Source organism: Polyangium sp. 6x1, from assembly GCF_029946515.1.
In the GTDB taxonomy this organism is placed as follows: Bacteria; Myxococcota_A; Polyangia; order Polyangiales; family Polyangiaceae; genus Polyangium.
In genome coordinates this window covers 1-25124 of sequence record NZ_JARZHH010000072.1, presented here as the reverse complement: position 1 = coordinate 25124, position 25124 = coordinate 1, and the positions used below count along the sequence as shown (strand labels likewise).

The 25124-nt window shown below is 67.9% G+C and carries 23 protein-coding genes; 19 read left to right on the top strand and 4 right to left on the bottom strand.

Annotated features, from left to right (window positions below):
* Positions 1–926: 926 nt before the first annotated feature.
* Complete coding sequence (locus QHF85_RS41015; RefSeq protein ID WP_281332890.1) at positions 927–2468, bottom strand: hypothetical protein; 1542 nt, start codon at positions 2466–2468, stop codon at positions 927–929.
* Positions 2469–2602: 134 nt separating this feature from the next.
* On the opposite strand from QHF85_RS41015, the gene cysK reads away from it, so the two are divergent.
* The 9 genes from cysK (at position 2603) to QHF85_RS40970 (ending at position 13856) form a co-directional block, all read left to right on the top strand.
* Positions 2603–3586, top strand: a complete 984-nt coding sequence (gene cysK, locus QHF85_RS41010) for a cysteine synthase A (protein ID WP_281332889.1) — start codon at positions 2603–2605, stop codon at positions 3584–3586.
* A gap of 58 nt (positions 3587–3644) precedes the next feature.
* Positions 3645–4610, top strand: a complete 966-nt coding sequence (locus QHF85_RS41005; protein ID WP_281332888.1) for a serine acetyltransferase — start codon at positions 3645–3647, stop codon at positions 4608–4610.
* A gap of 115 nt (positions 4611–4725) precedes the next feature.
* A complete protein-coding gene (locus QHF85_RS41000; RefSeq protein WP_281332887.1) occupies positions 4726–5982 on the top strand; it encodes an AAA family ATPase in 1257 nt (418 codons plus the stop codon).
* Positions 5979–6998 carry a hypothetical protein gene (locus tag QHF85_RS40995; RefSeq protein WP_281332886.1) on the top strand — a complete coding sequence of 340 codons (1020 nt, stop codon included), beginning with the start codon at positions 5979–5981 and terminating at the stop codon, positions 6996–6998. Before QHF85_RS41000 ends, QHF85_RS40995 begins: the two co-directional genes overlap by 4 nt.
* Positions 6995–8572: a DUF262 domain-containing protein gene (locus QHF85_RS40990; protein ID WP_281332885.1), complete on the top strand. Its 1578-nt coding sequence runs from the start codon at positions 6995–6997 to the stop codon at positions 8570–8572. Before QHF85_RS40995 ends, QHF85_RS40990 begins: the two co-directional genes overlap by 4 nt.
* Positions 8569–10791, top strand: coding sequence for a molybdopterin-dependent oxidoreductase (locus QHF85_RS40985; RefSeq protein ID WP_281332884.1), 2223 nt, complete (start codon positions 8569–8571; stop codon positions 10789–10791). Before QHF85_RS40990 ends, QHF85_RS40985 begins: the two co-directional genes overlap by 4 nt.
* Positions 10788–11684 (top strand): DUF1295 domain-containing protein, encoded by an 897-nt coding sequence (locus QHF85_RS40980; RefSeq protein WP_281332883.1) that lies wholly within the window; start codon positions 10788–10790, stop codon positions 11682–11684. The genes QHF85_RS40985 and QHF85_RS40980 overlap by 4 nt, the downstream gene beginning before the upstream one ends.
* 8 nt (positions 11685–11692) lie before the next feature.
* Positions 11693–12493: a glucose 1-dehydrogenase gene (locus QHF85_RS40975; RefSeq protein WP_281332882.1), complete on the top strand. Its 801-nt coding sequence runs from the start codon at positions 11693–11695 to the stop codon at positions 12491–12493.
* 196 nt (positions 12494–12689) lie between these two features.
* Complete coding sequence (locus tag QHF85_RS40970; protein WP_281332881.1) at positions 12690–13856, top strand: PAS domain S-box protein; 1167 nt, start codon at positions 12690–12692, stop codon at positions 13854–13856.
* A gap of 40 nt (positions 13857–13896) precedes the next feature.
* Here the strand turns inward: QHF85_RS40970 and QHF85_RS40965 are convergent, their stop codons facing one another.
* Together QHF85_RS40965 and QHF85_RS40960 are read right to left on the bottom strand one after the other, a co-directional pair.
* Complete coding sequence (locus QHF85_RS40965) at positions 13897–15483, bottom strand: SDR family oxidoreductase (protein ID WP_281332880.1); 1587 nt, start codon at positions 15481–15483, stop codon at positions 13897–13899.
* Positions 15483–16118 carry a hypothetical protein gene (locus QHF85_RS40960; RefSeq protein ID WP_281332879.1) on the bottom strand — a complete coding sequence of 212 codons (636 nt, stop codon included), beginning with the start codon at positions 16116–16118 and terminating at the stop codon, positions 15483–15485. The genes QHF85_RS40965 and QHF85_RS40960 overlap by 1 nt, the downstream gene beginning before the upstream one ends.
* Before the next feature lie 214 nt (positions 16119–16332).
* Between QHF85_RS40960 and QHF85_RS40955 the strand changes: the two genes are divergently transcribed.
* The 5 genes from QHF85_RS40955 to ybaK are packed head-to-tail and all read left to right on the top strand — an operon-like array spanning position 16333 to position 18713.
* Positions 16333–16692, top strand: coding sequence for a DUF1992 domain-containing protein (locus QHF85_RS40955; RefSeq protein ID WP_281332878.1), 360 nt, complete (start codon positions 16333–16335; stop codon positions 16690–16692).
* A 55-nt stretch (positions 16693–16747) separates the two neighbouring features.
* Complete coding sequence (locus tag QHF85_RS40950) at positions 16748–16966, top strand: addiction module protein (RefSeq protein ID WP_281332877.1); 219 nt, start codon at positions 16748–16750, stop codon at positions 16964–16966.
* Positions 16963–17262: a type II toxin-antitoxin system RelE/ParE family toxin gene (locus QHF85_RS40945; protein WP_281332876.1), complete on the top strand. Its 300-nt coding sequence runs from the start codon at positions 16963–16965 to the stop codon at positions 17260–17262. The genes QHF85_RS40950 and QHF85_RS40945 overlap by 4 nt, the downstream gene beginning before the upstream one ends.
* 19 nt (positions 17263–17281) lie before the next feature.
* Positions 17282–18238 (top strand): cysteine synthase family protein, encoded by a 957-nt coding sequence (locus tag QHF85_RS40940; protein ID WP_281332875.1) that lies wholly within the window; start codon positions 17282–17284, stop codon positions 18236–18238.
* A gap of 1 nt (position 18239) precedes the next feature.
* Positions 18240–18713, top strand: coding sequence for a Cys-tRNA(Pro) deacylase (ybaK, locus tag QHF85_RS40935; RefSeq protein WP_281332874.1), 474 nt, complete (start codon positions 18240–18242; stop codon positions 18711–18713).
* A 257-nt stretch (positions 18714–18970) separates the two neighbouring features.
* On the opposite strand, the gene QHF85_RS40930 is transcribed toward ybaK, so the two are convergent.
* Positions 18971–20536 carry a serine/threonine-protein kinase gene (locus QHF85_RS40930; protein ID WP_281332873.1) on the bottom strand — a complete coding sequence of 522 codons (1566 nt, stop codon included), beginning with the start codon at positions 20534–20536 and terminating at the stop codon, positions 18971–18973.
* 149 nt (positions 20537–20685) lie between these two features.
* On the opposite strand from QHF85_RS40930, the gene QHF85_RS40925 reads away from it, so the two are divergent.
* The 5 genes from QHF85_RS40925 to QHF85_RS40905 all read left to right on the top strand — a co-directional run.
* Positions 20686–21486 carry a crotonase/enoyl-CoA hydratase family protein gene (locus tag QHF85_RS40925; RefSeq protein WP_281332872.1) on the top strand — a complete coding sequence of 267 codons (801 nt, stop codon included), beginning with the start codon at positions 20686–20688 and terminating at the stop codon, positions 21484–21486.
* A gap of 129 nt (positions 21487–21615) precedes the next feature.
* The gene (locus QHF85_RS40920) at positions 21616–23049 is read left to right on the top strand and encodes a PAS domain-containing protein (RefSeq protein ID WP_281332871.1); all 1434 of its coding nucleotides are present in this window, start codon (positions 21616–21618) and stop codon (positions 23047–23049) included.
* 89 nt (positions 23050–23138) lie between these two features.
* Positions 23139–24002, top strand: coding sequence for a cyclic nucleotide-binding domain-containing protein (locus tag QHF85_RS40915; protein ID WP_281332870.1), 864 nt, complete (start codon positions 23139–23141; stop codon positions 24000–24002).
* Positions 24003–24044: 42 nt separating this feature from the next.
* Positions 24045–24884: a 2-oxo acid dehydrogenase subunit E2 gene (locus tag QHF85_RS40910; RefSeq protein ID WP_281332869.1), complete on the top strand. Its 840-nt coding sequence runs from the start codon at positions 24045–24047 to the stop codon at positions 24882–24884.
* Between the two features lie 31 nt (positions 24885–24915).
* The coding region (locus QHF85_RS40905; protein WP_281332868.1) for a hypothetical protein at positions 24916–25124 on the top strand (209 nt) is incomplete at its 3' end.

Genomic DNA, 25124 nt, shown 5'->3' with positions numbered 1-25124 from the left:
AATCGCTCGTCTCCACGCGCGCCCTCCCTACGGAATACGAAAAGGAGGTACCGTATGTGGACCAAAGGATTGGCGCTGCTCGGTCTCGCGTTCGGCGCCGCGATCATGGGGAGCGCCTGCGTGGGTAGCGAATCGCCGACCGACGATCTCGATGCGGGCCTCCCCCTCACGGCCGCAGACGACGAAGCAGACCTCGCGGCCGCGGACGACGCGCTCTCCGACCAGGATTTCGCGAGGCTCCCGCGTTGCGGCGGATTCGCAGGGCTCCGGTGTCCCGGCTTCATGCGATGCATCGATCTGCCAGGAGACGATTGCGATCCAGACCGAGGCGGCGCAGATTGCATCGGCGTGTGCGTGGGAGGACGACCGACGAACGCCCGCTGCGCGAACCCGTGGCGACGCTACGTCTCCCGGGATCCGTCCCGTTGCGCAGTCATGCTGTTCCGCTGCGAGCCAGGGTCGAGGCACTTCTCCGACGAATGCGGCTGCGGCTGCCTGAGGGGCGGACGCTAGGGCATGAGGCGTCGCGCCGGGGCTCTGCCCCGGGCCCCGCGGGGGCTGTTCGCCCCTCGACCCGAACCAGGGCCAGCCCTGGACCTCTGGGCATCGACTGCGCGAAGCGCAGTCGATGCGGGGAAAGTTTTCTAAGCTGTCCGCCCCGTCTTTGCAGGGCCAGCCCTGGACCATTCGGGGACGAACTGCGCGATGCGCAGTTCGTCCCACAGGCCGGTGGTACCGCCTCGCCAGTCGAGACGTCAGCGCTGCTGTCGTGGTTGGCAGGATCGTCGCTGGTCTTGACCCGGCCGTTCGATGAACTGCGCATCGCGCAGTTCATCGACCACGAGTCCAGCGCTTGCGCTGGTCCGGGGTGGAGGGGGCGGACAGCCCCCTCCTGGGGCCTGGGGCAAAGCCCCAGCGAGGCGCACTCAGGGCCAGTCGACGTCCTTTTTGACCTGCGGATCGTGGCAGAACACGCGCAGCGTCATCTTCGGGTTTGCCTCGGCGAATGCCTTGACGATTGCCTCGGCCTGCTCGAGGTTCGTGGCCTTTGCGCCGACGAAGAGGCTGCGCCCGTCGTCCTCTACCACGAGCTTTGCCCCGTCGAACTTTTTGCCCTCGAACGATTTTTTCACCGCGGGGAATTCCTTCGGGATCGGTGTCGCGCTCGGGCCGATCGAGAAGAGGTGGGCGTAGGGTTTTGCGCAAAGCGGCGTCGCGGGGTACCGGAAGTTCGAGCGGATCGTGTCCCCGGCCTCCTTGTCGGAGGGCATCGTCACGGGGTTGTCCACCTTCGCCGAACGGAGCAAGTACCATTTGCCGCCTGCTCTGCCGGCGACCCACACGTCGCTCGTCGTGCGCGCGTACACCACCACGGGCTCGAAACCTTCGAGCTTCTTCGGCAGCGCCACGGCCTCCCACGCGCCGCCGGTTTTCTTGGTGTACAAACCATTCTCGAAGGACGCGTAGAGCACGCCCTCGACCGCGGCGAGGTCGTGGATCTTCTTCTCGGATGGGGCTTTTTCGAGCGCCCACGCCTTGCCGTCCCAGTGCGCGAGGTACGGCGCGCTGCCCGCGTTTCCGTACACCCAGGCGTCCGTCGCAGACAGGGCCACGACATCGGTGATCGAAAGCTCGCCCGACGGCGCGGGGAGCGGCTCCACGGTGCCGCGCGCCTTCTTCGGCTCCCAGCGCTCGACCACCGCCGCGCCTTTTCCGCCTGCGTCCTGGCATTCGAAGCCCGCGGCAAAGGCCTCGCCCGTCGGCGTGCCGTCGAGCTTGTACGTCGGCCCGGGGGCCATCTTCACCTTGCAGCTCGTGTCGTCTTCGGGCGGCGTTTCGCCCGCACCCCCCTCGCCGCCTTCAGCCTTTGCCGCGGCCTTCGTCGACGGGGACGGCGCAGGAATCACGCCGCCCTTTCCGCCGACGAGGGCAAACCGGATGTCGTTCGAGGGCATTTTGATGGCCGCGACGACGCTCTCGCCGATCACCCCGACGTCGAGCACGTCCTCCTTTTCGCGGAGGATCGTCTGCGGCTCCCAGCGACCGCCGAGGGAATCGAACCATTTGTAGAGCTTGGTCTCGCCCTCGGGCCCGGAGGCCATGATCCAGGCCGACTTCGGCCATTCGCCGCCGACGCAGTAGGAGGGCTCGCCCTTCTTGAGGCCCTTCATGAACGCCGGATCCTGCACGAGCGGCCCCTCGCCGAGCGGGAGGTAGATCTCCGAGACGTGCAAGACCGCGCCGCCCTTCATGGGCGTGATCCCGAACGAGTCCGGCGCTTCGAGCACGATCGAATACGCGCTCGTGTCCACGGGCGGAGCTGCGGCGCCCGCCGCGGGCGGGGGCGCGGCCGAAGGCGCCGCCGCGGGCGCGGCCGAGCTTGCCGGCGAGGGCGCGGGATCCGAGGATTTTCCGCAGGCGGCGAGGACGAGCGCGACGACCGGGACGAGCAGGCCTATCTTGTTCATGGGTTTTCTCGGTTATGGGCCGTACGGCGGGAGCCTCCGGGCGTCAAGCAAAGGGGGCACGCGTCCGCTTCCTTCGTACCGTTCGTGCCGAGAGAGCCCCCGGATCGCGGCGGGCGTGGTAGAGTCCGCGCCCCATGGCGCGTATCTACGAAGACAACTCACGCAGCATCGGGCGCACGCCGCTCGTCAAGATCAACCGCCTCGCGGCGGGCGCGCGCGCGACCGTGCTGGCCAAGGTCGAAGGCCGAAACCCCGCCTACTCGGTCAAATGCCGCATCGGCGCCGCGATGGTGTGGGACGCCGAGCAGCGCGGCGCCCTCCGTCCGGGCATGTCGATCGTCGAGGCCACGAGCGGCAACACCGGCATCGCGCTCGCGTTCGCCGCGGCGGCGCGGGGTTACACCTGCGTGCTGACGATGCCCGAGACGATGAGCATGGAGCGGCGCAAGGTGCTGGTCGCGCTCGGCGCGCAGATCATCCTGACGCCCGGCCCGCTCGGCATGAAGGGCGCCATCGCCCGCGCCGAGGAGCTCGCCGCGACCCAGCCTGACAAGTACGTGCTGATGAAGCAGTTCGAGAACCCGGCGAACCCCGCCATCCACGAGCAAACCACGGGCCCCGAGATCTGGGACGACACCGACGGCGAGGTCGACGTCTTCGTCAGCGGCGTGGGCACGGGCGGCACGCTCACGGGCGTCTCGCGGTTCATCAAGCAAACGAAGGGCAAGAAGATCCTGACGGTCGCCGTCGAGCCCGTGCATTCGCCGGTCATCTCGCAGACGCTCGCCGGCCAGGAGGTGAAGCCCGCGCCGCACAAGATCCAGGGGCTCGGCGCGGGGTTCGTCCCGCGAAACCTCGATCTGTCGCTCGTGGATCGGGTGGAGACCGTGACGAACGACGAGTCGATCGCGATGGCGCGGCGGCTCGCGCGCGAGGAGGGCATCCTCGCGGGCATCTCGTGCGGGGCGGCGGTGGTCGCGGCGCTCCGGCTCGCGCATGATCCCGCGTTCGAGGGCAAGACGATCGTGACCGTGCTGCCGGACGCGGGCGAGCGATATCTCTCGACCGCGCTGTTCGAGGGCATGTTCGAGGCCGTGGAAAAGGCGACAGCCACGTGAAAGAGGGGGTTCGGGGACGAGCTCGGCTCGCCGAGCAGAGCCCCCGAGCTTGACTACGATGGGCGATCCGGAAAACGGCCTCGGCAAAGTGGTGGACGGGCTGATCGCGAGCTACGACCGCGATCGGCGCGGCCACTACATCGGCAAAAAATTTCTGCCCTCCCGCGAGGAGATCTTCGAGATCATCGAGCTGCTCTTCCAGGTCTTCTACCCCGGGTATTACGGGCGTCAGGACCTGACGGAGGGCAACCTTCGCTACCACGTCGTCACGCTCGTCTCGACGCTGCGCGAGAAGCTCGCGACGCAAATCGAGAAATGCCTCTGCTGGGCCGGCGAGGCGGAGCGCGACGCCGCGGAGAACAAGGAGTCCGGCGGCTGCGCCGAGTACGGCCGGCACATCGCGTGTCGGCTGCTCAGCCGCCTGCCGGAGATCCGCGACACGCTGCTGCTCGACGTGCAAGCGGCGTACGACGGGGATCCCGCGGCGGGCAGCCTCGACGAGGTGATCCTCTCGTACCCGGGCCTGCTCGCGATCACGGTGCACCGCGTGGCGCACGAGCTCTACGTGCTCGGCGTGCCTCTCATGCCGCGCATCATGAGCGAGTGGGCCCATTCTCGCAGCGGCGCGGACATCCACCCCGGCGCGAGCGTGGGCGAGAGCTTCTTCATCGATCACGCGACGGGCGTCGTCATCGGCGAGACGAGCCACATCGGCGGCCACGTGAAGGTCTACCAGGGCGTGACGCTCGGCGCGATGTCGCACCCGAAGGACGAGCGAGGCCGCGTCATTCGCAACACGAAGCGCCACCCGACGGTTGAAGACGCTGTCACGCTCTACGCGAACGCGACGGTGCTCGGCGGCCAGACCGTGGTGGGGCAAGGCAGCGTCGTCGGCGGCTCGGTCTTCCTGACGCGGGGAATCCCGAAGCGCTCGCGCGTCGCCGTCAAACCCCCGGAGACCCGCGTCATCGCCGCGGGCAGCCAGCCCGGGGACGACGAGTATCCGGCCGATTTCGAGATCTGACGGGACGAACGTGCGGACGCAGCGCTGGTGTAGCTGCGTACGCACGTGCGTCCTGGACCAACACCCCGAACGTGTGGCCTTTGTCGTGTGCCACGCCTAAGCTGGGGCACCGCCGATGTTGACATCCTTCGCCGTCGAAAATTACCGGGCGTTTACGGACGAGACGACGATCGAGCTCCGACCGCTGACATTGCTCTTCGGGTACAACAATGCGGGTAAGAGCGCACTCATCCGGGCGCTGGCGCTGATTGCGGATTCTACTAGATCCGATATACAGACCCCGCTTGACTTATCGAGTGAGGCTGCGCGCGACTGTAACTTTGAAGATCTAGTTTCAAAGTTCGGGGGGAGCAATACACTCAAGTTTGGCTTTACTTTTCATGACGGTCTGCGAGCAGAGTACCATATCACTGAACCTCCAGGGACATACCAGCCGGTCATCACTCGGGTCCAGATCGAGACTGGGGGAAAACTTGAAACATACGCGTTCGACTTAGTTAGCCCGTCGCTCTACACATGCCTTCGTAACGGCCAGCCTACGGGTGAGTTGAAGCCGTATTTTACGAAGCTGACGCCCTACCACCTGAGCACGATGCCAGGTGACCCGAGGCACGCGGGCATCGACGAGTCGCTCCGTGCGCTCGCTGTCGAACTCATCATGCTGGGCATTGAGGTCCAATGGATCGGCTCTTTGCGCCGCTGCCCGCAGCGCTTCACGCGTTACAGGGGTGGTGCGAGATCGCGAATCGGCCCAGATGGCGTCGGGGTCGGCGAACTATTGGCACACGACAAACTGGTTAGTGGCTCTTTACTTAGCGATGTTTCTCGCTGGTATGAAGAACAGTTCAATCGCAAGGTCGACGCCATTCAACTGTCCGACGCGCGCTTTGCTCTAACTCTCAATCCGTTAACAGCGAGTAACAATCGAACGGTCAATATAGCCGACACAGGAGAAGGCATGGCCCAAGTGCTTCCTGTACTGGTTGCTGCCGCGATGGCACGGCACAGCCATGAGCAGTCACGGCCGATCCTCGCCATTGAACAACCGGAGCTTCACCTGCACCCCGCGGTGCATGCGCCGCTGGCCAAGTACCTCTGCGATGTGGCCGCAACCAAACGACCACGCATGCTCGTCGAGACGCACTCGGAGAACTTCCTGCTCGGCGTGCAGCTTCAGATCGTCAAGCGCGAAATTTCGCCGGACGACGTGCTCGTCTACTGGGTGAAGCAGGGCGAAGACGGATCGAGCCGCGTTCAGCGAATCACGTTCGACAATGAAGGTTACCCAGAAGGATTCCCGGACGGCGTGTTCGAGGAAGATCTCGACCTGGCGCGTCTGCTTTTGGAGTTACGGGAGCGTAACGGCACATGAGGGTGATCGTTGAGGCCAACGTCTTTCGTGGAGATCTAGACCACGCGCACCACGGCGACCTCCTTACCTTGTTCCGCATCGGCCTGCGGGGCCACCACACGATCGAAGTAGAACCTCGCAAAGATCCGCGCTTTGTGGCCTGGCTTGAATCCGAAGGGCTGCGCACGCGCCAGATGTGCGAGAGAGCCCTTGACCGGGGGCTCAAGAGAGAGACGCGGCGGCGACGGGCGCATACCCTTCGGGTCGCGTACGTTGACACCGCATCATGGGTGGAGATGAAGGTGCCCGTCGCCACCGCGCTCGACTTCCTTCGACGTCCCCTCGTAATTTTGCTCGAAAATGAGCGAACTGACGCCCATTTCCTCCGAACGCTCACCCGGCTCGCCGATGGCTTCGATCTCGGAGCGCTGGAGAAGGAGACGGTCGTTGAACTGCGTTCGAGGGGAGGCACCGAGAACAGGATGTGGCTGCAAGATGAACGACGCACACGCGAAGAGCTGTTGCGCTTGTGGGTCTTGTCCGACAGCGACGCGAGACGCACGTGGAGGGATCCGCTCGGGAACTGCTACCGCGAGAGGCTCGGGGCGCTTGCTAGCGAGTTGTCGAGCCTCTGCGAGAAGCTCGGCGTTCCGATCCACGTCTTGAGCCGGCGCTCGATCGAGAATTACCTTCCCCTTCCCGTGCTCGACAAGTGGAGCGAGGACGACGAGCATCGCAGGGAGCTGTACGAGGCATTCGCCTCGCTAAGCGATGAGCAGAGGTATCACTACAACATGAAAAGTGGCTTCGCTCAGGACAAGAAGGATCCCGACCACGCGCGCAAAGTGGGCGAGCTATACAAGGGGCTCCCAGAGCCAACCGATAGATCTCTTGCGCATGGCTTCAACAAGCGAGCTGTAAAGATTGGCGAGCTCCTCAAGGGGACCCCGATCCATATCCCCAACCGCTGGCTCGTCGCAGACAAACAAGAAGAGGAAGCCCTTCAGATCGTAAGGTCCATCCGGGAGTACCTATGACCGTCCGCCCGCCCGCGTACCAGAGCGAACCGCAGATCCAGTTCCTGTACCAGCTTGTACGCGAGATCGGGGACGGACACCTCCAGCTGCCGCGGTTCCAGCGTCCGTTCCTCTGGACGGAGGAGCAACAGCTCGAGCTCTTCCGCAGCATCCGCATGGGTACGCCGATCGGAAGCGTCATGGTCTGGCGGACGAACCTCACGGACGTGCGGTCGCATGCCAATCTTGGTCCGTATTTGCTCAAAGCTTCATCCAGTCCAGTCCGGTCGTACATCATCGATGGTCATCAACGCCTCGCCACGCTGTTCGGGGCGCTCCACGTGCCCGCGAGCGACGAGGAGTTGCCGGAGCGGATCGCGTACTTTGATGTCGAGACCGACGACTTCCTCTTTGCACCACGCGATGAGCCTGCGAAGCCGATGTGGTTACCGCTTCGCTACGTGCTCGACTTCCTGAGCCTCTTGCCATTCCAACGCAGCTTCGGGGGCCACCCCGACGAGAAGGAACTCGTGCGACGCACGGACATCATCGTGACGGCGTTCAGTTCGTACAAGATCCCGGTACTACCCGTCGCAACGAACGACCTCGATCACATTACGAAAACATTCCAGCGGATCAATAGTCAGGGTACAGTAATGAGCGAGGTGCACATGATCGCCGCGCTCACGTGGAGCGACACGTTCGACTTAAACGATCGGATCGCGGATTGGAAGGAGGAGAATCTCGCTCCGCTGGGGTACGGGGAGCTCGATGACAACGTCGTCCTGCAAACGTGCAAGGCAGCGCTCGGGTTTGATGTATTCGACCGCGATGTGGACGGCGTGAGTCGCGCTTTGCGAGGGAACCCCTCGGCGCTTGAGGATGCGCTTGTGTCGCTTGTCGATGCGGTTCGATTCCTCAGGGACGAATGCAACCATCTGTCATCGAGGGTGATTCCCTATCCGCTCCACGTCGTGGCCATTGCCGAGGCACACCGACGCGGTCGAATTGCAGCCAAATTGCTCGATCCCAGCCTGTTGCGCGCGTGGTACTGGCTGATTGCATACGCCGGGGCGCTAGGAAAGCTCCCGCGACTGCTGGAGGCGCTCGACTACCTTGAAGACAACACTAGGAAGCCTCCGGCCTTCTGGATGATACCGATGTCGCTACCCACTCGCTTCGACTTCCGCCTGCCACGATGCAGACTGCTCGCACTGCGGCTCGCGGCCCGCTTTCCCGATGGGCATCAACTGCTTGCAGACGAGGGCGCAAAGGCAATGGCTCCACTGTTCGGACCTCCAGACGGAGTAGATGAGTACCTCCTGTTCTCGCCGGCGAACCGGATACTCGTCTCGAGCGCCAATGCCTCGTCCGAGCGTAAGCGCATCGTAGAAGCCTGCATGTCCAGCGGCCCTCTCACGGAGGCCGATCAGTTGCTGCTGACAAAGCACGCCATACCAGCCGTCACCACCGGATATCTCCAGGACGGCGACGTGGCAAGCTTTATTGTGACGCGACACAAGGAACTCGATGATTTAGAAACTAGCTGGTATCAGGAGCAGCTCAGCCCGTTTGTCGCTTTCGATGATTCATGACCCAAACCCACCACACTTTCTGCCGCATCTGTGAGGCCCTTTGCGGCCTCGAGGCCGACGTCGAGGGCGGGCGTGTCGTCGCGCTCCGGCCCGACGCGCGGCACGTCGCCACCGAGGGCTTTGCTTGCCCCAAGGGCCTCAAGCAGCACCGCATGTACGCCTCGCCCGACCGCGTCCGGAGCCCGCTCGCGCGCCGCGGCGAGCGCTTCGAGCCCGCCTCCTGGGACGCGGCCCTCGCCGACATCGGCGCGCGCGTGCGCAGGATCCACGACGAGCACGGCCCCGACTCCATCGCCATGTACGTCGGCACCGCCGCGGGTTTCTCCGTGCTGCACCCCGTCTTCGCGCAGGGCTTCATGCAAGGGCTCGGCTCGCGCAGCATGTACGCCTCGGCGACGCAAGACTGCAGCAACAAATTCGCGGTTTCGCGCGAGATGTACGGCTTCCCGTTCACGCTTTCGTTTCCCGATCTCGATCGGACGCGGTGCCTGATCGTCGTGGGGGCGAATCCGGTCGTGTCGAAATGGAGCTTCCTCCAGGTGCCGAATCCGGCGCGGGCGCTCAAGGACATCGAGGCGCGCGGCGGGAAGCTCTTCGTCGTCGATCCGCGCCGCACCGAAAGCGCCAAGGTCGCGGGGGAGCACGTCTTCATCCGGCCCGACACGGACGTGTGGTTTTTCCTCTCGTTTTTGCGCGAACTCGCGGCCGTGGGCGGCATCGATCGCGCGCGCGCGGCGCGCTTCATGAAAGGGCTCGACGAGGTCCTCGCCGTCGCGGAGCCCTGGACGCCGGAGCGCACGGCGCGCGTCACGGGGATCGCGCCGGACGTCCTCCGCGCGATGGTCCGCGCGTATCGGGACGCGGGGAGCGCGGCGATCTACGTATCGACCGGCGTGAACATGGGCCGGAATGGCTCGCTCGCGTTCTGGCTCTCCGAGTGCATCAACGCCGCCTCGGGCAACCTCGATCGCGAGGGCGGGACGCTCGTCGGCCGCGGGATCTTCGATTTCGCCGCGTTCGGCCGGCGCACGGGCACGCTCCTCCGCGACGATCGATCCCGCGTCGGCGATTTTCGCTCCGTGAACGACGCATTCCCGGGCGGCCTGCTCGCCGACGAGATCCTCACGGACGGGCCTGGCAAGATCCGCGCGCTCTTCGTGACCGGGGGAAACCCGCTCATCACGATGCCCGCGGCCGGGCGGCTCCGGCGCGCATTCGAAAAGCTCGATCTGCTCGTCACGCTCGATCTTTTCGTGAACGAGACGGGCTCGCTCGCGCACTGGGTCCTGCCGGCGACCTCGCCGCTCGAGCGGGCCGATCTGCCCTTCATTTTCCCGCTCCTCCTGGGCCTCCAGCGCCGGCCCTACCTCCAGGCGACCCGGCCCGTCGTGAAGCAGGACGGCGAGCAGCGCGACGAGGCCACGATCTACCTCGACCTCTGCCGCGCCGCGGGCAAACCGATCTTCGGCTCGTCCATCGCCCAGCGCGCGCTGGAGCTCTTCACGTCGGCGCGGCAATGGTTCCATCCGGACGAACCCCGCTCGGTCCCGCAGGAGCTCTTGCTCTCCGCAATGCTGCTCGCGACGGGGAACGGGACGTTCGGCCGCCTCGCGGAGCAGACGCACGGGCGCCTCCGCCCGCCGCACCGCGGAGGCGATTTCCTCGGCAAACGCGTGGTCACGAAGGATGGCAAGGTGAACCTCGCGCCGGACGTCTTGCTCTCCGCCGCGAAGAAGCTCGAATCCGATTACGAGGAGGAGATCGCGCGCGCGGGCAAGCTGAAGCTCGTCACGCGGCGGCGGGTCACGACGCACAACTCGTGGACCCACAACCTCGAAGACTTCGCCGAGCCGGACGGCGGGACGAACCACCTTTACGTGCACCCCGAGGACGCGAAGCGAATGGGCCTCGCGGACGGCGATCTCGCGGATGTCTCGACGGACGTGGCCACGGTGCGCGTGCCCGTGCGGCTGCTCGCCGACCTCATGCCGGGGACCGTGGCCTTGCCGCACGGCTGGGGTCATCAACACGCGGCGGGCCTCTCCGTCGCGAAAAAGACGCGGGGCGTGAACGTCAATTTGCTCGCGGGAGGCGGGCCCGAGCGGCTCGAACGGGTCTCCGGCATGGCGCACCTCACGGGGTTCGTCGTGGACGTGGTCCCGGCGCGCGGGCCCAAAGATGATCGGAGCTGGTCGGGTTTGCCGGAGGAGGCGACATGAGCAACACCGGGAATCGTGCCCGGGATTTCGGGATCGTGGCGCTCGCCTATGTCGCGGGCACTGTCGTGGGATGGCTCGTGTATCGCGCGGTCGCGCCGGGCCATTCGTCGATCGTCGCGTTCGCCGCGGCGGACGCGGCGGCGACGGCCGTGGTCTTCGTGGCGAGCGTGCTTTGCAACAATTCGAGCTTGTACGATCCGTACTGGAGCGTCGCGCCCATGGTGATCGCGCCGGCGATCGCGATGTCGCCGGAGGCCGCGGGCGCGCCTCTTTCGCGGCGGATCCTGGTCACGGCGCTCGTGCTCGCGTGGGGCGCGCGGCTCACGTGGAACTGGGCGCGCGGCTGGCAGGGGCTCGGCCACGAGGATTTTCGGTACGTGGATCTGCGCCGCTCGATGGGGCGCGCGTACTGGCTCGTGAGCTTCCTCGGCCTCCATTTCATGCCGACGGTTTGCGTGTTCCTCGGCTGTTTGTCCCTCTTCCCGGCCCTCGCCGCGGGGACGGCGCCGCTCTCGTGGCTCGACGCGGCGGGGTTCGTGGTGACGGCCGGCGCGATTGCCCTGGAGACGCGCGCCGACGCGGAGCTGCGCGCATTCCGGCTCCAGAACGACGTGCCGGGGAAGATCCTCGATACGGGCGTGTGGGCGTATTGCCGCCACCCGAATTACCTCGGCGAGATCACGTTCTGGTGGGGGCTTTTCCTGTTCGCCCTCGCCTCGGATCCAGGCATCCGTTATCCCTTCATCGGGCCCGCCTGGATCAACTGCCTTTTCGTGTTCGTCAGCATTCCGTTGATGGACAAACGATCGGTCGCGCGCAGGCCCGGCTATGCCGATCACATGAACCGCGTGCCGGCGCTCTTCCCGCGCCTGCCGAGGAAGGCCAGAGGGTAGACGATTCCATGATCCTCGATGTTTTCCGGATGAACGACAAGGTCGCGATCGTCACGGGCGCGAGCCGCGGGATCGGTCGCAGCTCGGCGATCGCGCTGGCCGAGGCGGGGGCGGACGTGGTGCTCGCCGCGCGCCGCGCGGACGTGCTGGAGGAGGCGGCGAAGGAGGTCCGCGCGCGAGGGCGGCGCGCGCTCGTGGTGCCGACGGACGTGACCGTCGGCGCGGATCTCGACCGGCTGCTCGCGCGCACGCTCGAGGAGTTCGGCAGGCTCGACGTGCTCGTCAACAACGCGGGCGGGTATCCGCCGAGGATCGCGGTCGCGCTGACAGACGAGGAAATGATGGAGGCGTACCAATTCAACGTCGTCGCGGCGCTGCACCTCTCCCGGAGCGCCGCGCCGCACCTCGCGCGGACGCGCGGGGCGATCGTGAACATCTCGTCCGCGATGAGCCACTGCGTGGACACGGGCTTCGTCGCCTACGGGACCGCGAAGGCCGCGCTGAACCACATGACGCGCCTGCTCGCCCACGAATGGGCGCCGCGGGTGCGCGTCAACGCGCTGGCCGTGGGCGCGACGATGACGGACGCGCTCGAAGCATTCGTCGGGGCCGGCGACCTGCTCGAGAAGATGACGGCGAAGACGCCCATGGGCCGCCTCGCCACGCCGGAGGACATCGCGGCGTCGGTCCTTTTCCTGGCCTCGCCGGCGTCGTCGTGGATCACGGGGAAGATCCTGGAGGTCGACGGCGGCGCCCCCGCGAGCACGTGGCCCTACGCGATGCCGGGCGGGCTCGACGACATCACGTAACGAACGGCAAGAATACAAGCAAGCGGCCGGGAGTACCAATCCAAGCGACGATCCGAATCGGAGCGTCAATGAATTTACGCGTGCCGCGATACGAATGTCGTGTCGCGGGGCCGGCGACGAGCCTTGCGAGGCTCCGGGCACTCGGGTAACGTGCCATCGCCGCCTGTGCTCGCGAAACGCGAGCGGCGCGAACACCATGCCGGACCTCGCGGAACCTGTGCTTGCGAACGAGATCCTGGATACCTCGCCGACATTCGTGGTCGGAATCGATGCCAGCGGCCGCACGATGTACATGAATGGCACGATGCTCGGCGCGCTCGGGTATACCCGCGACGAGGTCATCGGCCAGGATTACGCGACGATGTTCGTCCCGGTGCGCGATCACGACATGCTCCGGAGGATCTTCGGGGATCTCGTGTCGTCGCGCGGCACGACGTACAATGAAAACCGGGTCCTCACCCGGAGCGGCCGGGAGCTGCTCGTCGAGTGGCATGGCCGGTCGGTCTACGACGACGACGGCGCGTTCAAGTATTTCTACGGCGTCGGTATCGACATCACGGGGCAAAAGCGCGTTCGCGAGGCGCTCTACCGCTCGCAGCAGCGGCTCGCGCTCCATTTTCATCAAGCGCCGCTCGGCATGATCGAGTGGGACATCGATTTCCGCGTCGTCGACTGGAACCCGGCGGCGGAGTCGATCTTCGGTTGGTCGCGCGAGCAGGCGACGGGCCATCACGGCCAGGACCTCATGGTGCCCCCGGAGATCCGCCCCTACGTGGCCGACATCTGGGAGCAAATCAAGCAGGCCAAGGGGCCCGTGCGCGCCCGCAATCAGAACATCACCAAGGACGGCCGGCTCATCACGTGCGAATGGACGAATACGTCGCTCGTCGATGAGGACGGCGAGATCGTGGGCGTCGCCTCGCTCGTGAGCGACGTGACCGAGCGCGTGAAAGAGGAGGCGGCGATGCGCGAGCGCGAGCGTGAGCAGGCCGCCACCATCGAGCAGCTCTCGGCGCCGGTCCTCGATCTGTGGGACGGCGTGCTCGCGATGCCCGTCGTCGGCGGGATCGACGCCGCGCGCGCGGCCCGAATGACGGAGAGCCTGCTCGAAGCGATCGTGCGGAGCAGCGCGCGATTCACCATTCTGGATTTGACGGGCGCCTCGACGATGGACGCGTCGATCGCCTCGCACCTCGGGGACATGATCCGCGCGACCGGCCTCATCGGCAGCGAATGCCTGGTCTCGGGCCTCGGGCCGGGCATGGCGCGCACGCTCGTGGAGCTCGACGTGCCGCTCGCGGTGAGGACGTTCGGCACGCTCCGCGCCGCGCTCCGCCACGCGATCCGAGCAGCGCGGCTTTGACGCGCCTCGCCGCCCGCCGCGGATCCACGGGCAGGCGCGATTACCAGGGCGTTGGCTTGTAGTCCTTGAAGAACTGTCCGAATGCGTGGGTTCCGGTGGCGAACCCCTCGAAGATCGGGTCGACGATCCGGGCCGCGCCGTCGACGATGTCGAGCGGCGGGTGGAATCCGTGGATCGATTGCTTGCGGGCCGCGATCTCCGCGGGATCCTCGTCCGTCACCCAGCCCGTATCCACGCTGTTGATGTGGATGCCGTCCTTCACGTAATCCTGCGCCGAGGTGCGCGTGAGCATGTTCAGCGCCGCCTTGGCCATGTTCGTGTGCGGGTGTTTGTCGGTCTTGTGCTCGCGGTAGAATTGCCCCTCCATCGCCGAGACGTTGACGATGTGTTTGTCGCGCGAGGGGTGCCGCGTCATGAGGCCCTTCAGCTTGCTGCTCAGCACGAACGGAGCGATGGCATTGACGAGGTGCACTTCGAGGAGCTCGATCGTGGGCACCTCCGCGAGCGCGAGGCGCCAGCTGTTCTTGTCGCGCAGATCGATCTGCTGGAGATCGGCATCGAGCGCGCCGCGGGGGAAGAGGTCCACCCGGCCGCGCAGCGCGTGATCCTCGGCCGTGAGCGGGATCTGGGAGAGCGCGGCGGGATCCTCGAAGAGCGCGAGCGAGCCTGGGCGCGGGGCGAGGGCAGAATCGTTTACCCGGGCAAACGCCCGCTGCGTGGCGCGCTCGGCCTCGTGGCTCGCGACGAGGCGCGCCGCCTCGGGGGGCAATCGATCGGGGGATTCGAGCTCGACGTCGAGGAGGTGCTCGTAGAAGCCCGGAGGCCTGCGGACGGTCTGGCAGGCATTGTGGATGATGAAATCGAGCCGCGGCAGGTGGCCTTCGAGGAAGCGCGCGAACCGCTCGACGCTCGGCGTGAGGCGCAGGTCGAGGCCGTGAATCTCGAGCCGGTCGGCCCAGGCCTCGTAATCGCTCTCGCGGGCATAACGGAGCGCGGCGTCATGGGGGAAACGCGTCGTGACGACGACACGCGCGCCGGCGCGGAGGAGGAGAATCGCGGCCTGATAACCGATCTTCACGCGCGCGCCGGTCACGAGCGCGACGCGGCCGCGGAGGTCGGCCGTCTGCGTGCGTTTCTGATGATTGAGCTCGGCGCAGGGTGGGCAGAGCTGATCGTAGAAGAAATGGACCTTCCGGAACTCGGCTTTGCAGACGTAACACTTGCGTGCGTCGCTGAGCTCGGCGGGCGGCGGGGTCTCCGTGGGGCCGGGCAAGACGCCGATGCTCGGTGGCGTCTGGAAGACGGGGGCGCGGCGACCGGCGCGAATGCCGGTCGCGTCGAGCAGCGCCGCGTCCTCGGCCTTCACGGCGAGGCGATCCTTTCGACGAAGCGCCTTCGCGAGGCGGCGTTGCTCGGCGCGATCGGGCCGCGAGACCCGGCCCGCCGCTTCGAGCAGCCGCACGCGCGCCTCGCGCGGGACGTGCGCGAGGACGGCCCGGTCCCGGACCACGGCTTCGAGCACGTCGAGGGCGACGCGGAGGTCATCCTCCGAAAAAGGAGCCTGCTCGGGGGCCTTGGGCTCGTGGTCTTCCTGTTCGTCCTGTTCGTCGGCGATATCGTCGATCATCAATGAAATGCGAGCCCGAAGAGCTGGCCGTCGAGGGGGATGGGCGCCTTGATGGCGCAGATGAGCCCGAGATCCAGGCCGTACGGAGTCCCCTCGGAGAAGGCGCTGACGGGGACGCCGATCCGGAGGGCCGCGGAGAAGAAGCCAATGGAGACGAAAGGCGAGGCGTGGAGGCCGATGGTGGTGGCGCGCTTGCCGTAGCCTTCTTCGAGGTACGCGCCGATCTCGGCGCCGAACATCATGAAGTTGATCTGGGGGCCGAACGCCCAGCGGCCATGCGTGAACCCGACGGACTGCGCCTGCGCGAACGCGCCGAGGCCAAAGGCGAACGCCTCGACGGGATATCGCACGTACGAGAGCTCGAAGCCGAGGGCGCCGGCGACGGCGTCGTCGGTGTGACCCGTGATGCCGAAGAGCGGCCCGAGGCCGACGAAATTCTTCGCCTGGCGCAGGTTCCCGCGGCTCGGGGTGGGCTCGGGCGCAGGCGCGGGGGCGGGAGGCTCGGCCGAGGCCGCCGCGCTCGCGCAGACGACGGCGACGAGCGCGCCGAACGAGCAAGCGAGCCGGACGAGGCAACGCGGCCCGAGCCGCCTGCCGGGCGATGGACGAGGAGCGTCCGCAGCGCTGGTGCGCATCGCGGCGGAGCATACATGGATCGCGGACGCTGACCAGCCGCTTCGGAGGTGGTCGCTTCGGCTCGCTCGGCGGGCATGTCCGGAACGGCTCACGGGGAATGGCCCGGCGTCGAAATGGGTGCTCTGTTACGCGTATGCCGTAACGTCATGGCTTGACGCGCCGGCGAGCGCCCCCACGACGTGATCGGCGGGCGGCCGAGCAAGGAGACGAGGCGTGCGTTCGAGGGATTTTCATGTGCTCGTGGAGGCGCGCATCCGGGAGGCGGAGGCGCGGGGTTCGTTCGAGGACCTGCCGGGCAAGGGCAAGCCGATGCCCGCGGACGACCTCGCCGGTTTGCCCGAGGAGGACCGCATGGCGGCGCGGATCCAGCGCATCGCGGGGAGCGCGCCGGAGGAGGTGGAGCTCCTGCGGGACATCGCGGCGCTGCGCGAGCGGCTCGCGGCCTGCAAGGACGAGAAAGAACGGGCGAAGCTCGTGGAGGCGCTCGGCGCGAAGACGACGCGGCTCGCGATCCTGTTCGAGGCGTCGGGGCGGAACGTGCTCGTGCACAGCAAGTTGACGGAGCCGCGGTGAGGGGCGGCGCCCGCCAGGGCTCCCCCCGGGCTGTCCGTGGGGGTAGAGTCTTGCCATGAACCTGACCGAGCTGGAGATCGAAGCGCTGAAGCTCGACCCCGCAGACCGGGCACGCCTCGCCGAGAAGCTCCTCGAGAGCCTGGAAACGCTCTCCGAGCAGGAGAACCAGGAGGTCTGGGTCGACGAGGCGGCGCGGCGCGACGCGGACTTCGACCCCTCGAAGGCTCGCTCCGCCGAGGATGTCCTCCGCGACGTGCGGTCCCGCTTCGCGTGACGTTCCCCGTCATCTTTCACGCGCTCGCGGAGCGCGAGTTGAACGACGCAGCAGCGTACTACTACGCGCAGGAGCGCCCCGGCCTCGGCGAGGCGTTCCTCGCCGAAGTCGAGCGCGTGCTCGGCCTCCTCTCGGAGAAACCTCTGGCGGGTACGGCTGTTCGAGAGGACATCCGCCAGTGGAGGCTCCGCCGATTTCCATACGCAATCATTTACAGGCCCCGCGAGGACCACGTCCGCATCCTGGCCCTGGCGGCCCACAAGCGACGGCCGACGTACTGGCACGGGCGTAGCTGATCGAGCTAGCCTGCGCCGCATGGTCCGACGCTCGATGAAGGCCTGGCTCGCGCGGCTCGCGGCAGGCACGCCCACGGTCCCGCTCCGGGACGACGAGACGGGGTGTACCCTCTGGATCAAGCTCGAGTACATGCTCCCGAGCGGATCCACGAAGGACCGCATCGCGAGCTTCATCCTCGGCTGCGCGGTCGAGCGCGGGGCGCTGCGGGACGACAGCATCGTCGTCGAGGCGTCGAGCGGCTCGACGTCGATCTCCTTCGCCATGGCCTGCGCCATGATCGGCGTGCGGTTCCGCGCCGTCATGCCCGAGGGCGTGAGCGGCGAGCGCTTGCTCATCATCCGTCGTTATGGCGGCGAGGTCGTGCTCACGCCGCGGCACCTCGGCGTGCTCGGCGCGATCGACGAGACCCGGCGCATGGCCGAAGAGGACAAGCGGGTCTTCTGGCCGCGGCAATTCGAGAATCCCCAGAATGCCCTCGCCCACCAGCGGACCACGGGGCCCGAGCTCATCGCCCAGGTCGGCACCACGATCCACGGGTTCGTCGCGGGCGTCGGGACCGGCGGGACGCTCATGGGGATCGCGCGGGCGCTCCTCGAATCGGGGCAAAAGGCGGTCATCGGGAGGCCCCGGCCCGAGCGGGGCGTGTGTTTCGAGGGGCAGCCGGAGATCTGCGGCGGGATCCCGGGCGTGGTGGACGGGCTCTCGCAGATCCTCGACGAGGAGGACGTGGGCGGCGTGGTCTCGCTGCCGGTCCCGGACGCGGAGGCCATTCGCGCGGCGCGCGACCTCGTGTCGCAGGGGTTCCCGGTGGGCCCGTCGAGCGGGCTCAACCTGGCCGGCGCGCGGATGCTCGCGCGCAGGCTCGGGCCGGGGCACGACATCGCGACGGTGCTCTGCGACCGGATGGAGCGTTATTTCTCGACCGATATGTTCCGGGATCTGTCGGGGGACGAGGCCGTGAAAAGCGCAAGATAAGATGAAGACGAATGCGGTGAGGCTGCTCGATACGCTGGGCATTTCTTACGAGCTCCGCGCGTACGAGGTCGATCCCGAGGATTTGCGGGCCGGGACGGTGGCCGACAAGATCGGTTTGCCCGTGGAGCAGGTCTGGAAAACCCTGGTTTGTCGGGGTGATCGGACGGGCGTGCTCATGGCCGTGCTCGCCGGCCACGAGGAGCTCGATCTGAAGGCGCTCGCGCGGGCCACGGGCGATCGCAAGGTGGATACGGTGCCGCTGAAGGAGGTGCAGCCGCTCACGGGCTACGTGCGCGGCGGCGTGACGGCGATCGGCGGCAAAAAAGAGTTTTTCGTGGTCGTCGACGAGACGATCGAGCTGCACGACGTGGTGTCCGTGTCGGCAGGCGTGCGCGGGCTGCAGATCTTGCTCGCGCCGGCCGATTACGTGCGCGTGGTGAAGGGCAAGCTCGCGCCGATCGCCCGGAGCGTTTAGGACAACGACGTCCGCGGCAAGGACAACGGCCCTCGCGGCAAGGACAACGCTCCTCGCGGCAAGGACAACGACCCTCGCGGCAAGGACAACGCTCCTCGCGGCAAGGACACCTACCCTCGCGGCAAGGACAACGGTCCTCGCGGCAAGGACAACGGTCCTCGCGGCAAGGACAACGCTCCTCGCGGCAAGGACAACGACCCTCGCGGCAAGGACAACGGTCCTCGCGGCAAGGACACCTACCCTCGCGGCAAGGACACCTATCGGGTCAAGTGTCGCAGCAGGCGCGCGAGCGCGAGGATCGCGCCGGCGCCGATGAGGACGGCGGCGACGTAGGACAACCGGAGCGGCCCGAACCCCACGCGCTCGCCCCCGAGCCAGAGCCATCCAGCGATCTGGTCGAGCACGCGGATGAGCACGCCCGCGCCGGCCAGCGCGACAGGGCCGCCGAGCATGCTGCGGACGTCCGGCGCGGGCTCGTGCGAGACGTTAGGCAGAGGCTCTCGCGGGTCCGACGACAAGCGCGGGTTCGACGGCGAAGAGCGCCGCGAGCTCGGCTGCGACGGCGGCGGATCGATGCGCACGGCCGGCATCGACGCGCTCGATCGGCGCGGCGCCGCGTTCGGGCCGCTCGCCCCCCAGTCGACGTCGATCGCGGCGGCAGCGGCAGCCCGCGCGCCGCTGGAGTTCGCGGGCGGCTCGGGCTGCCGCGAGATGCGGGCCCCACCCTCGTCGGCGAGCACCGTGGAGGCGACGTCGAGGCTCGCGGGCGGCACGGAGACGGCGCGCATCGAGCCCGAAGCACGGCGCGACTCCTGCCCCTCGATCACCGGCGCGCGCATCGTCCCGGACCTGTGGGCCGTGGGCGCGGAGAGGCGCGGCGCGACGCCGATGGCTTGCTCCACCTCGTCCCAGAACGCGCCGGCGCTCCCGGGGCGCTCGCGCGGATCGACGGCGAGCGCGCGGCGGAAGACGGCTTCGAGCGCGTCGGGCACCACGACGCCCTCGTTGCGCGGCGTGGGCCTTCGTTTCTCGTCGAGCACGGTCCCCATGATCGCCACCGCGTCGCCGTCGATCACCACGCGGCCGGCGATGGTCTCCAGGAACGCGAGCGCGAGGCCCCAGACGTCGGTCCACGGTCCGGTCGTGCCGAACCGCTTCGGCGCCCACTGCTCCGGCGCGCCGTACCGCGGCGTGAAGGCGAGCGGCGTGGCCGCGTCGGTCTGCGTCATCTCGCCGGCCATCACGGAGGCCGCGTCGCGGGCGCGGGCGATGCCGAAGTCGAGGATCTTCACGTACTCGGCGCCGTGGACCTCGGCGAGGAAGATGTTCGCGGGTTTGATGTCGCGGTGGACGACGCAGATCGGGCCCTGGGACCCGGGGAAGTTGTGGGCGATGTCGAGGGCGCGGGCGACGGGCGTGAGCAGGCGCGCGGCTTCGAGGTAGCCGAGCGGCGGGAGGCCGCTCGCGGCGCGCTCTTCGATGAGCGACCAGAGCGTGCGCCCCTCCAGCCACTCGAGCGCGATGAAGGGGACGATGAGGCCGCTGTCCAGCGTGATGACGTCGTAATGCAGCGGCCGCACGACCTCCGGGATCGTGGCCGAGAGCCGGAAGAGCATCTCGGCTTCCTCGCGGAATCGTTCGAGGAAGCCGGCGCGCAGGTCCTCCGGGATCGTCGGGATCTTGAGGCACTTCAGCGCGACGGGGGCGCGGAACGCTCCGTGGAGCGCGCGGTAGACGACGCCGAACCCCCCTTCGGCCACCGCCTCTTCGATGGTGAAGGGGCCCTGCGTCGTGCCGGCGATCCCGAAGACGTCCTGGGCCATCGAGGCCGAGCATACGACGTCCGGGGCAGCGCGGTGAAGTGGGAGGCGCACGCCGAAATTCTGGCGGTGGTTCGGCCCGGACGGGGCTCGCTCCGTGATCTCCAAGAAGGTCGTTCTGCCCCGCGACGCGATGTTCTAGGTTCGCCCGCATGAGTGAGCTCGTCTCTCTTGAGATTTCCGAAGCGATCGCGACCGTCACGCTCCTCCGGCCCACGATGCCGCCCGCGCTCTTCACCGAGCTCGAGGCGCTGTTCGGGCGGCTCGCGACCGAAAAAGGGCTACGCGCGGTCGTCGTGCAGTCGACGGCGAAGGCGTTTTCGTTCGGGCTCGATCTGCGCGCGGCGATGGCCGATCTCGGCCCGCACCTCGGGGGCGCGGGGGCGGCGGAGCGGCTGGAGCTGCTCGCGCTCATCCGGCGCTACCAGCGCGCCTTCGACGCCGTCGCGGCTTGCCCCGTGCCCGTGATCGCGGCCATCCAGGGGCCTTGCATCGGCGGCGGGCTCGACCTCGTGGCGGCATGCGACATCCGCCTCTCGACGCGCGACGCGTACTTCTCGGTGCGCGAGACGAAGATCGCGATCGTGGCGGATCTCGGGAGCTTGCAGCGGCTGCCGCGGCTGCTCGGACAAGGGCTCGTGCGGGAGCTCGCGTTCACCGGCAAGGATCTCCCGGCCGAGCGGGCGCTCTCGATCGGCCTCGTGAACGAGCTCTTCGACGACGCGGCGGCGCTCCACGCGGGGGCGCGCAAGCTCGCGCTGGAGATCGCGGCGAACCCGCCGCTCACGGTGCGCGGCGTCAAAGCGGTGCTGGATCACGGCGAGGGCAAGCCCGTGGCCGATGGGCTCGCTTATGTCGCGGCCTGGAATGCCGCGTTCCTCGCGTCCGAGGATCTCGGCGAGGCCATGGCGTCGTTCATGGAGAAGCGACCGCCGCGTTTCGTGGGGAAGTAGGCGCGAAAAGCGCACTATTTTCGTTGCGAGCGGCCGAGCAGGGCGGGCACGATGGCTCGTGGAGGGGGCCATGAGCATCGCGCCGGCGGGCGGTGCGGCGCCGTGCGTCCCGGAGGAGGAGGACGCTCGATGCGCATGGATGTCCCCGCTGCGGAAACGCTCCTTCGAGGCTGCCCGACGCCCCTCGCGCGGGTGTCGCTCTCCGGCGAGACGCTCGCGACGAACGCCGCGTGGGAGGCTCGCGTGGGCAGCGGCGCGCTCGACGCGCGCGTGCACGAACAGGACCGCGCCGCGCTCGCGGAGGCGCGGCGCGCGGCCTTCGGCGCGGAGGCGACGCAATCGCTCGACGTGCGCCTTTCGCGGGAAGGCGACCGCGCGCGGCTCTCGTTCTGGCGCGCGGACGAGCGGTCCTTGTGGGCCGCGGCGGAGGTGACGCGCGACGAGACGGAAGCGCGCAAGGCGCGGATCCTCCTCGACTGTTTCCGCGGGATGGATGCGATCCTCTGGTCGTGCGACGCGGAGGGCAAGATCCTCCTGTCGGACGGCAAGGGGCTCACGCACCTCGGCCTCGCGCCCGGGCAGTCCGTGGGGCTGAACGTGTTCGAGATCTATCCGCCGGATTCGGCGGTGCACACGATCGTGAAGCGCACGCTCGCCGGCGAGACGTTCTTCCACGAGGACGTGACCGAGAAGGCGCACTGGCTGAACACGTACACGCCGCTCGTCGACGCGAGCGGGGCCGTGCAGGGGCTCCAGTCGGTCTCGGTGAACTTCGGCGGGGACCTTCACCTCTCGAAGAAATCCAAGGCCATCGCCGAGTGCATCGAGCGCCTCCCGATCTGCATCTGGGCGATCGACGAGCAAGGGACGTGTACCCTCTTCGAGGGGGCGCTCGGCAAGCAGATGGGGCGCACCGCGACCGACCTCGTGGGCAAGAACTTGTTCGAGGTCTACCGCGACCGCCCCGACCTCGTCGCCGACATGCGGCGCGCGCTCGGGGGAGAGGAGCACGTCGTCGAGCGCCCCATGCGCGACGTAAAGCTCCGCATGCGGTACGCGCCGGTGCGAGATCCGTTCGGCGCCGTCATCGGCGCGTGCGCGTCGACCGAGGACGCGACCGAGCAGCTCCGGTTCGAAGCGCAGCTCCGGGCGCAGCTCGAGCTCATCGAGTCGCAGAAGCAAGCGATCGCAGAGCTCGGCACGCCGATCATCGAGGTCTGGCAGGACGTGCTCGCGGTGCCCGTCGTCGGCACGCTCGACGCGGCGCGGGCCGAGCAGATGCTCGCGGCGTTGCTGGACGCCGTCACCACGCGAAAGGCGCGCTTCGCGCTGCTCGATCTCACGGGCGTGGAGAAGGTGGACGCGACCACGGCCGAGCACCTCGTCCGCGTGGCCTCTGCCGTGCGCCTCCTCGGCTGTGAGGGGATCATCACCGGGATCCGGCCTTCGGTCGCCGAGACGCTGGTCGGGCTCGACGTGAGCCTCGCGCAGACGCGCACGCTCCGCAGCCTCAAGGACGCGCTCCGCTCCTGCGCCGGGTTTTCCGCGCGCCGCGCTCGCTGACGCATCTCGCGCGGCGCTACGATTCGTGCGAGGATTCGCCCCCCCCACCGCGGCGAACCCCTCGGGTCCGCGGCGCCAAGGACCCTGCCATGACGATGCGACCCGCCGATCTCCACGCGATTCCCCTCTTCGAGGGCATCACCGAGGCTCACCTCGCCGAGCTCATCGAGGGCCTCGAGCGTGTCACGCTCGCGCCCGGCGACGTGCTCTTCGAGGCCGGCACCGAGCCGAAACACCTGTGGCTCCTCGCCTCGGGCGAGATCGCCCTGGAGCAGGCGGGCGAAGTCCGCTTCCGGCTCGCGCCCTTCGCGCCCATCGGCGAGCTCGGCGCGCTGACCGGGCTCTACCGCAACACACGCGCGGTCGCGACCGAGGCGTCCGAGCTCTACCGCATCGGCGTCGTCGCGCTCATGCGGTTCTTCGAGAACCACGGCGACGTCGCGTTCCCGTTTTATCACAACCTGCTCAAGATCGTGGCGCAGAAGGTCCACCGCGATGCGATGCGACAGGGCGAGATGCGCGCGAACATCATCCGCACGCAGAAGGCGATGAAGGAGCTGCGCGACCGCGTGCTCGAGGCCGAGGAGACGCCGATCAGCCGCGCGGTCTGCGAGACGCTCGACGCGCTCATCGAGCACAACCGCCGCGCGCACTACATGGTCACGCCGGCCTACGCGCTCTCGACCTCGGTCCGCCTCGACACGGGCGTGCTCATCCCCGTGAGCGCCATGTCGGACCGGTACCTCGAGCTCGTCTCCTTGCCCGACGCGAAGCTCGGCGACGAGGTGAGCTTCGTGCTGGTGATTCCGAACGGCGAGATCCCGGTGAGCGGCAAGGTGCGGCAGGCGAGCGAGGGCGCGGTGCTCGTCGAGCTCGACCTGCTCATCGACGAGTACGCGAAGAAGCTCAGCGAGCATTTGACGCGTGTGCAGATGCTCGATTTCGTGGTGTAATCGAAAAATAGGAACCGTGACCCTATTCCCCGGGGGAAAGACATGAACTCGACGAGGCGCAAGCTCGCCATTGCCACATGGTCCTCGCCGCGCGAGGGCAACATCTACGGCAAGCTGGTCATGGACGCGGGCGAGGCGGTCGCCTACGTCGAGCACCTTCGGAAGACCACCGGGGAGAAGGTCACGGTCGGCCACATCGTCGGCAAGGCCGCGGCGATGGCCATGAAGGCCGCGCCGGGGCTCAACGGCCGCATCGTCCTCGGCAAGTACGTGCCGCACGAGACCGTGGACGTCACGTTCCTCGTCGCGCTGGAGGACGGGCGGGACCTCGCGAAGACGAAGATCCCGAGCGCCGACGAGAAATCGGTCGCCGACATCGCGAAGGCGCTCGCCGAGGGCGCGGGCAAGCTCCGCGGCGGCAAGGACGCCGATTTCGAGAAGAGCAAGGGCATCGTGCGGGCCCTGCCCTCGTGGCTGCTCAAGCCCGTCCTCTGGACGACGGGGTTTTTGACGGGCTCGCTCGGGGTCGCAGCGTTCGGGCTCGAGCCGTTCCCGTTCGGCTCGTGCGTCATCACGAACGTCGGCGCGTTCGGCGTGGACGAGGGATATGCCCCGCCGACCCCGTTCGCGCGCGTGCCGGTGCTCATCCTCGTCGGCGCGGTGCGCGAGCAACCTGCGGTCGTCGCGGGCAAGGTCGTCCCGCGGCCGCTCGTGACGATCACCGCGACGGTGGATCACCGCTTCATCGACGGCGCGCAGCTCGGCCAGCTCGCGAAGGTGCTGCGGAAGGGCTTTGAAGAGCCCTGGACGCTCGACGGCCTCCCGAAGGCCCCGTGGGCCACGAGCGACGCGCCCGCGGCGCACGCGACGAACGGCGGGTGACGCCGAGCCGGCCGGGCTCTACTCTGGGCCCATGTCGCGCAGCACTCCCCTCCTTCTCGCATTCCTGACCCTTCCTTTTTCGTTCGTCGCGTGCAGCGACGGCAGCGAGCTCGGCTCGGGCGGCTCCGCCGGCACGCTCGGCATCGGCAGCACGGGCCCGGGTAGCACCGGCCCGGGCGGCGCGGGTCCTGGCCCTGGCAGCGGCGGCGCGGGGCCCGGCAGCGGCGGCGCGGGCGGCAG

Bases quoted from the DNA above. Each gene is read 5' to 3' on its own strand.
- QHF85_RS40975 (WP_281332882.1), top strand. From the start codon at position 11,693: ATGATCCTCGATGTTTTCCGGATGAACGACAAGGTCGCGATCGTCACG.
- QHF85_RS40990 (WP_281332885.1), top strand. From the start codon at position 6,995: ATGACCGTCCGCCCGCCCGCGTACCAGAGCGAACCGCAGATCCAGTTC.
- QHF85_RS41015 (WP_281332890.1), bottom strand. From the start codon at position 2,468: ATGAACAAGATAGGCCTGCTCGTCCCGGTCGTCGCGCTCGTCCTCGCC.
- cysK (WP_281332889.1), top strand. From the start codon at position 2,603: ATGGCGCGTATCTACGAAGACAACTCACGCAGCATCGGGCGCACGCCG.
- QHF85_RS40980 (WP_281332883.1), top strand. From the start codon at position 10,788: ATGAGCAACACCGGGAATCGTGCCCGGGATTTCGGGATCGTGGCGCTC.
- QHF85_RS40930 (WP_281332873.1), bottom strand. From the start codon at position 20,536: ATGGCCCAGGACGTCTTCGGGATCGCCGGCACGACGCAGGGCCCCTTC.
- QHF85_RS40910 (WP_281332869.1), top strand. From the start codon at position 24,045: ATGAACTCGACGAGGCGCAAGCTCGCCATTGCCACATGGTCCTCGCCG.
- QHF85_RS40925 (WP_281332872.1), top strand. From the start codon at position 20,686: ATGAGTGAGCTCGTCTCTCTTGAGATTTCCGAAGCGATCGCGACCGTC.
- QHF85_RS40985 (WP_281332884.1), top strand. From the start codon at position 8,569: ATGACCCAAACCCACCACACTTTCTGCCGCATCTGTGAGGCCCTTTGC.
- ybaK (WP_281332874.1), top strand. From the start codon at position 18,240: ATGAAGACGAATGCGGTGAGGCTGCTCGATACGCTGGGCATTTCTTAC.
- QHF85_RS40970 (WP_281332881.1), top strand. From the start codon at position 12,690: ATGCCGGACCTCGCGGAACCTGTGCTTGCGAACGAGATCCTGGATACC.
- QHF85_RS40920 (WP_281332871.1), top strand. From the start codon at position 21,616: ATGCGCATGGATGTCCCCGCTGCGGAAACGCTCCTTCGAGGCTGCCCG.
- QHF85_RS40995 (WP_281332886.1), top strand. From the start codon at position 5,979: ATGAGGGTGATCGTTGAGGCCAACGTCTTTCGTGGAGATCTAGACCAC.
- QHF85_RS40960 (WP_281332879.1), bottom strand. From the start codon at position 16,118: ATGCGCACCAGCGCTGCGGACGCTCCTCGTCCATCGCCCGGCAGGCGG.
- QHF85_RS40915 (WP_281332870.1), top strand. From the start codon at position 23,139: ATGACGATGCGACCCGCCGATCTCCACGCGATTCCCCTCTTCGAGGGC.
- QHF85_RS41000 (WP_281332887.1), top strand. From the start codon at position 4,726: ATGTTGACATCCTTCGCCGTCGAAAATTACCGGGCGTTTACGGACGAG.
- QHF85_RS40940 (WP_281332875.1), top strand. From the start codon at position 17,282: ATGGTCCGACGCTCGATGAAGGCCTGGCTCGCGCGGCTCGCGGCAGGC.
- QHF85_RS41005 (WP_281332888.1), top strand. From the start codon at position 3,645: ATGGGCGATCCGGAAAACGGCCTCGGCAAAGTGGTGGACGGGCTGATC.
- QHF85_RS40950 (WP_281332877.1), top strand. From the start codon at position 16,748: ATGAACCTGACCGAGCTGGAGATCGAAGCGCTGAAGCTCGACCCCGCA.
- QHF85_RS40965 (WP_281332880.1), bottom strand. From the start codon at position 15,483: ATGATCGACGATATCGCCGACGAACAGGACGAACAGGAAGACCACGAG.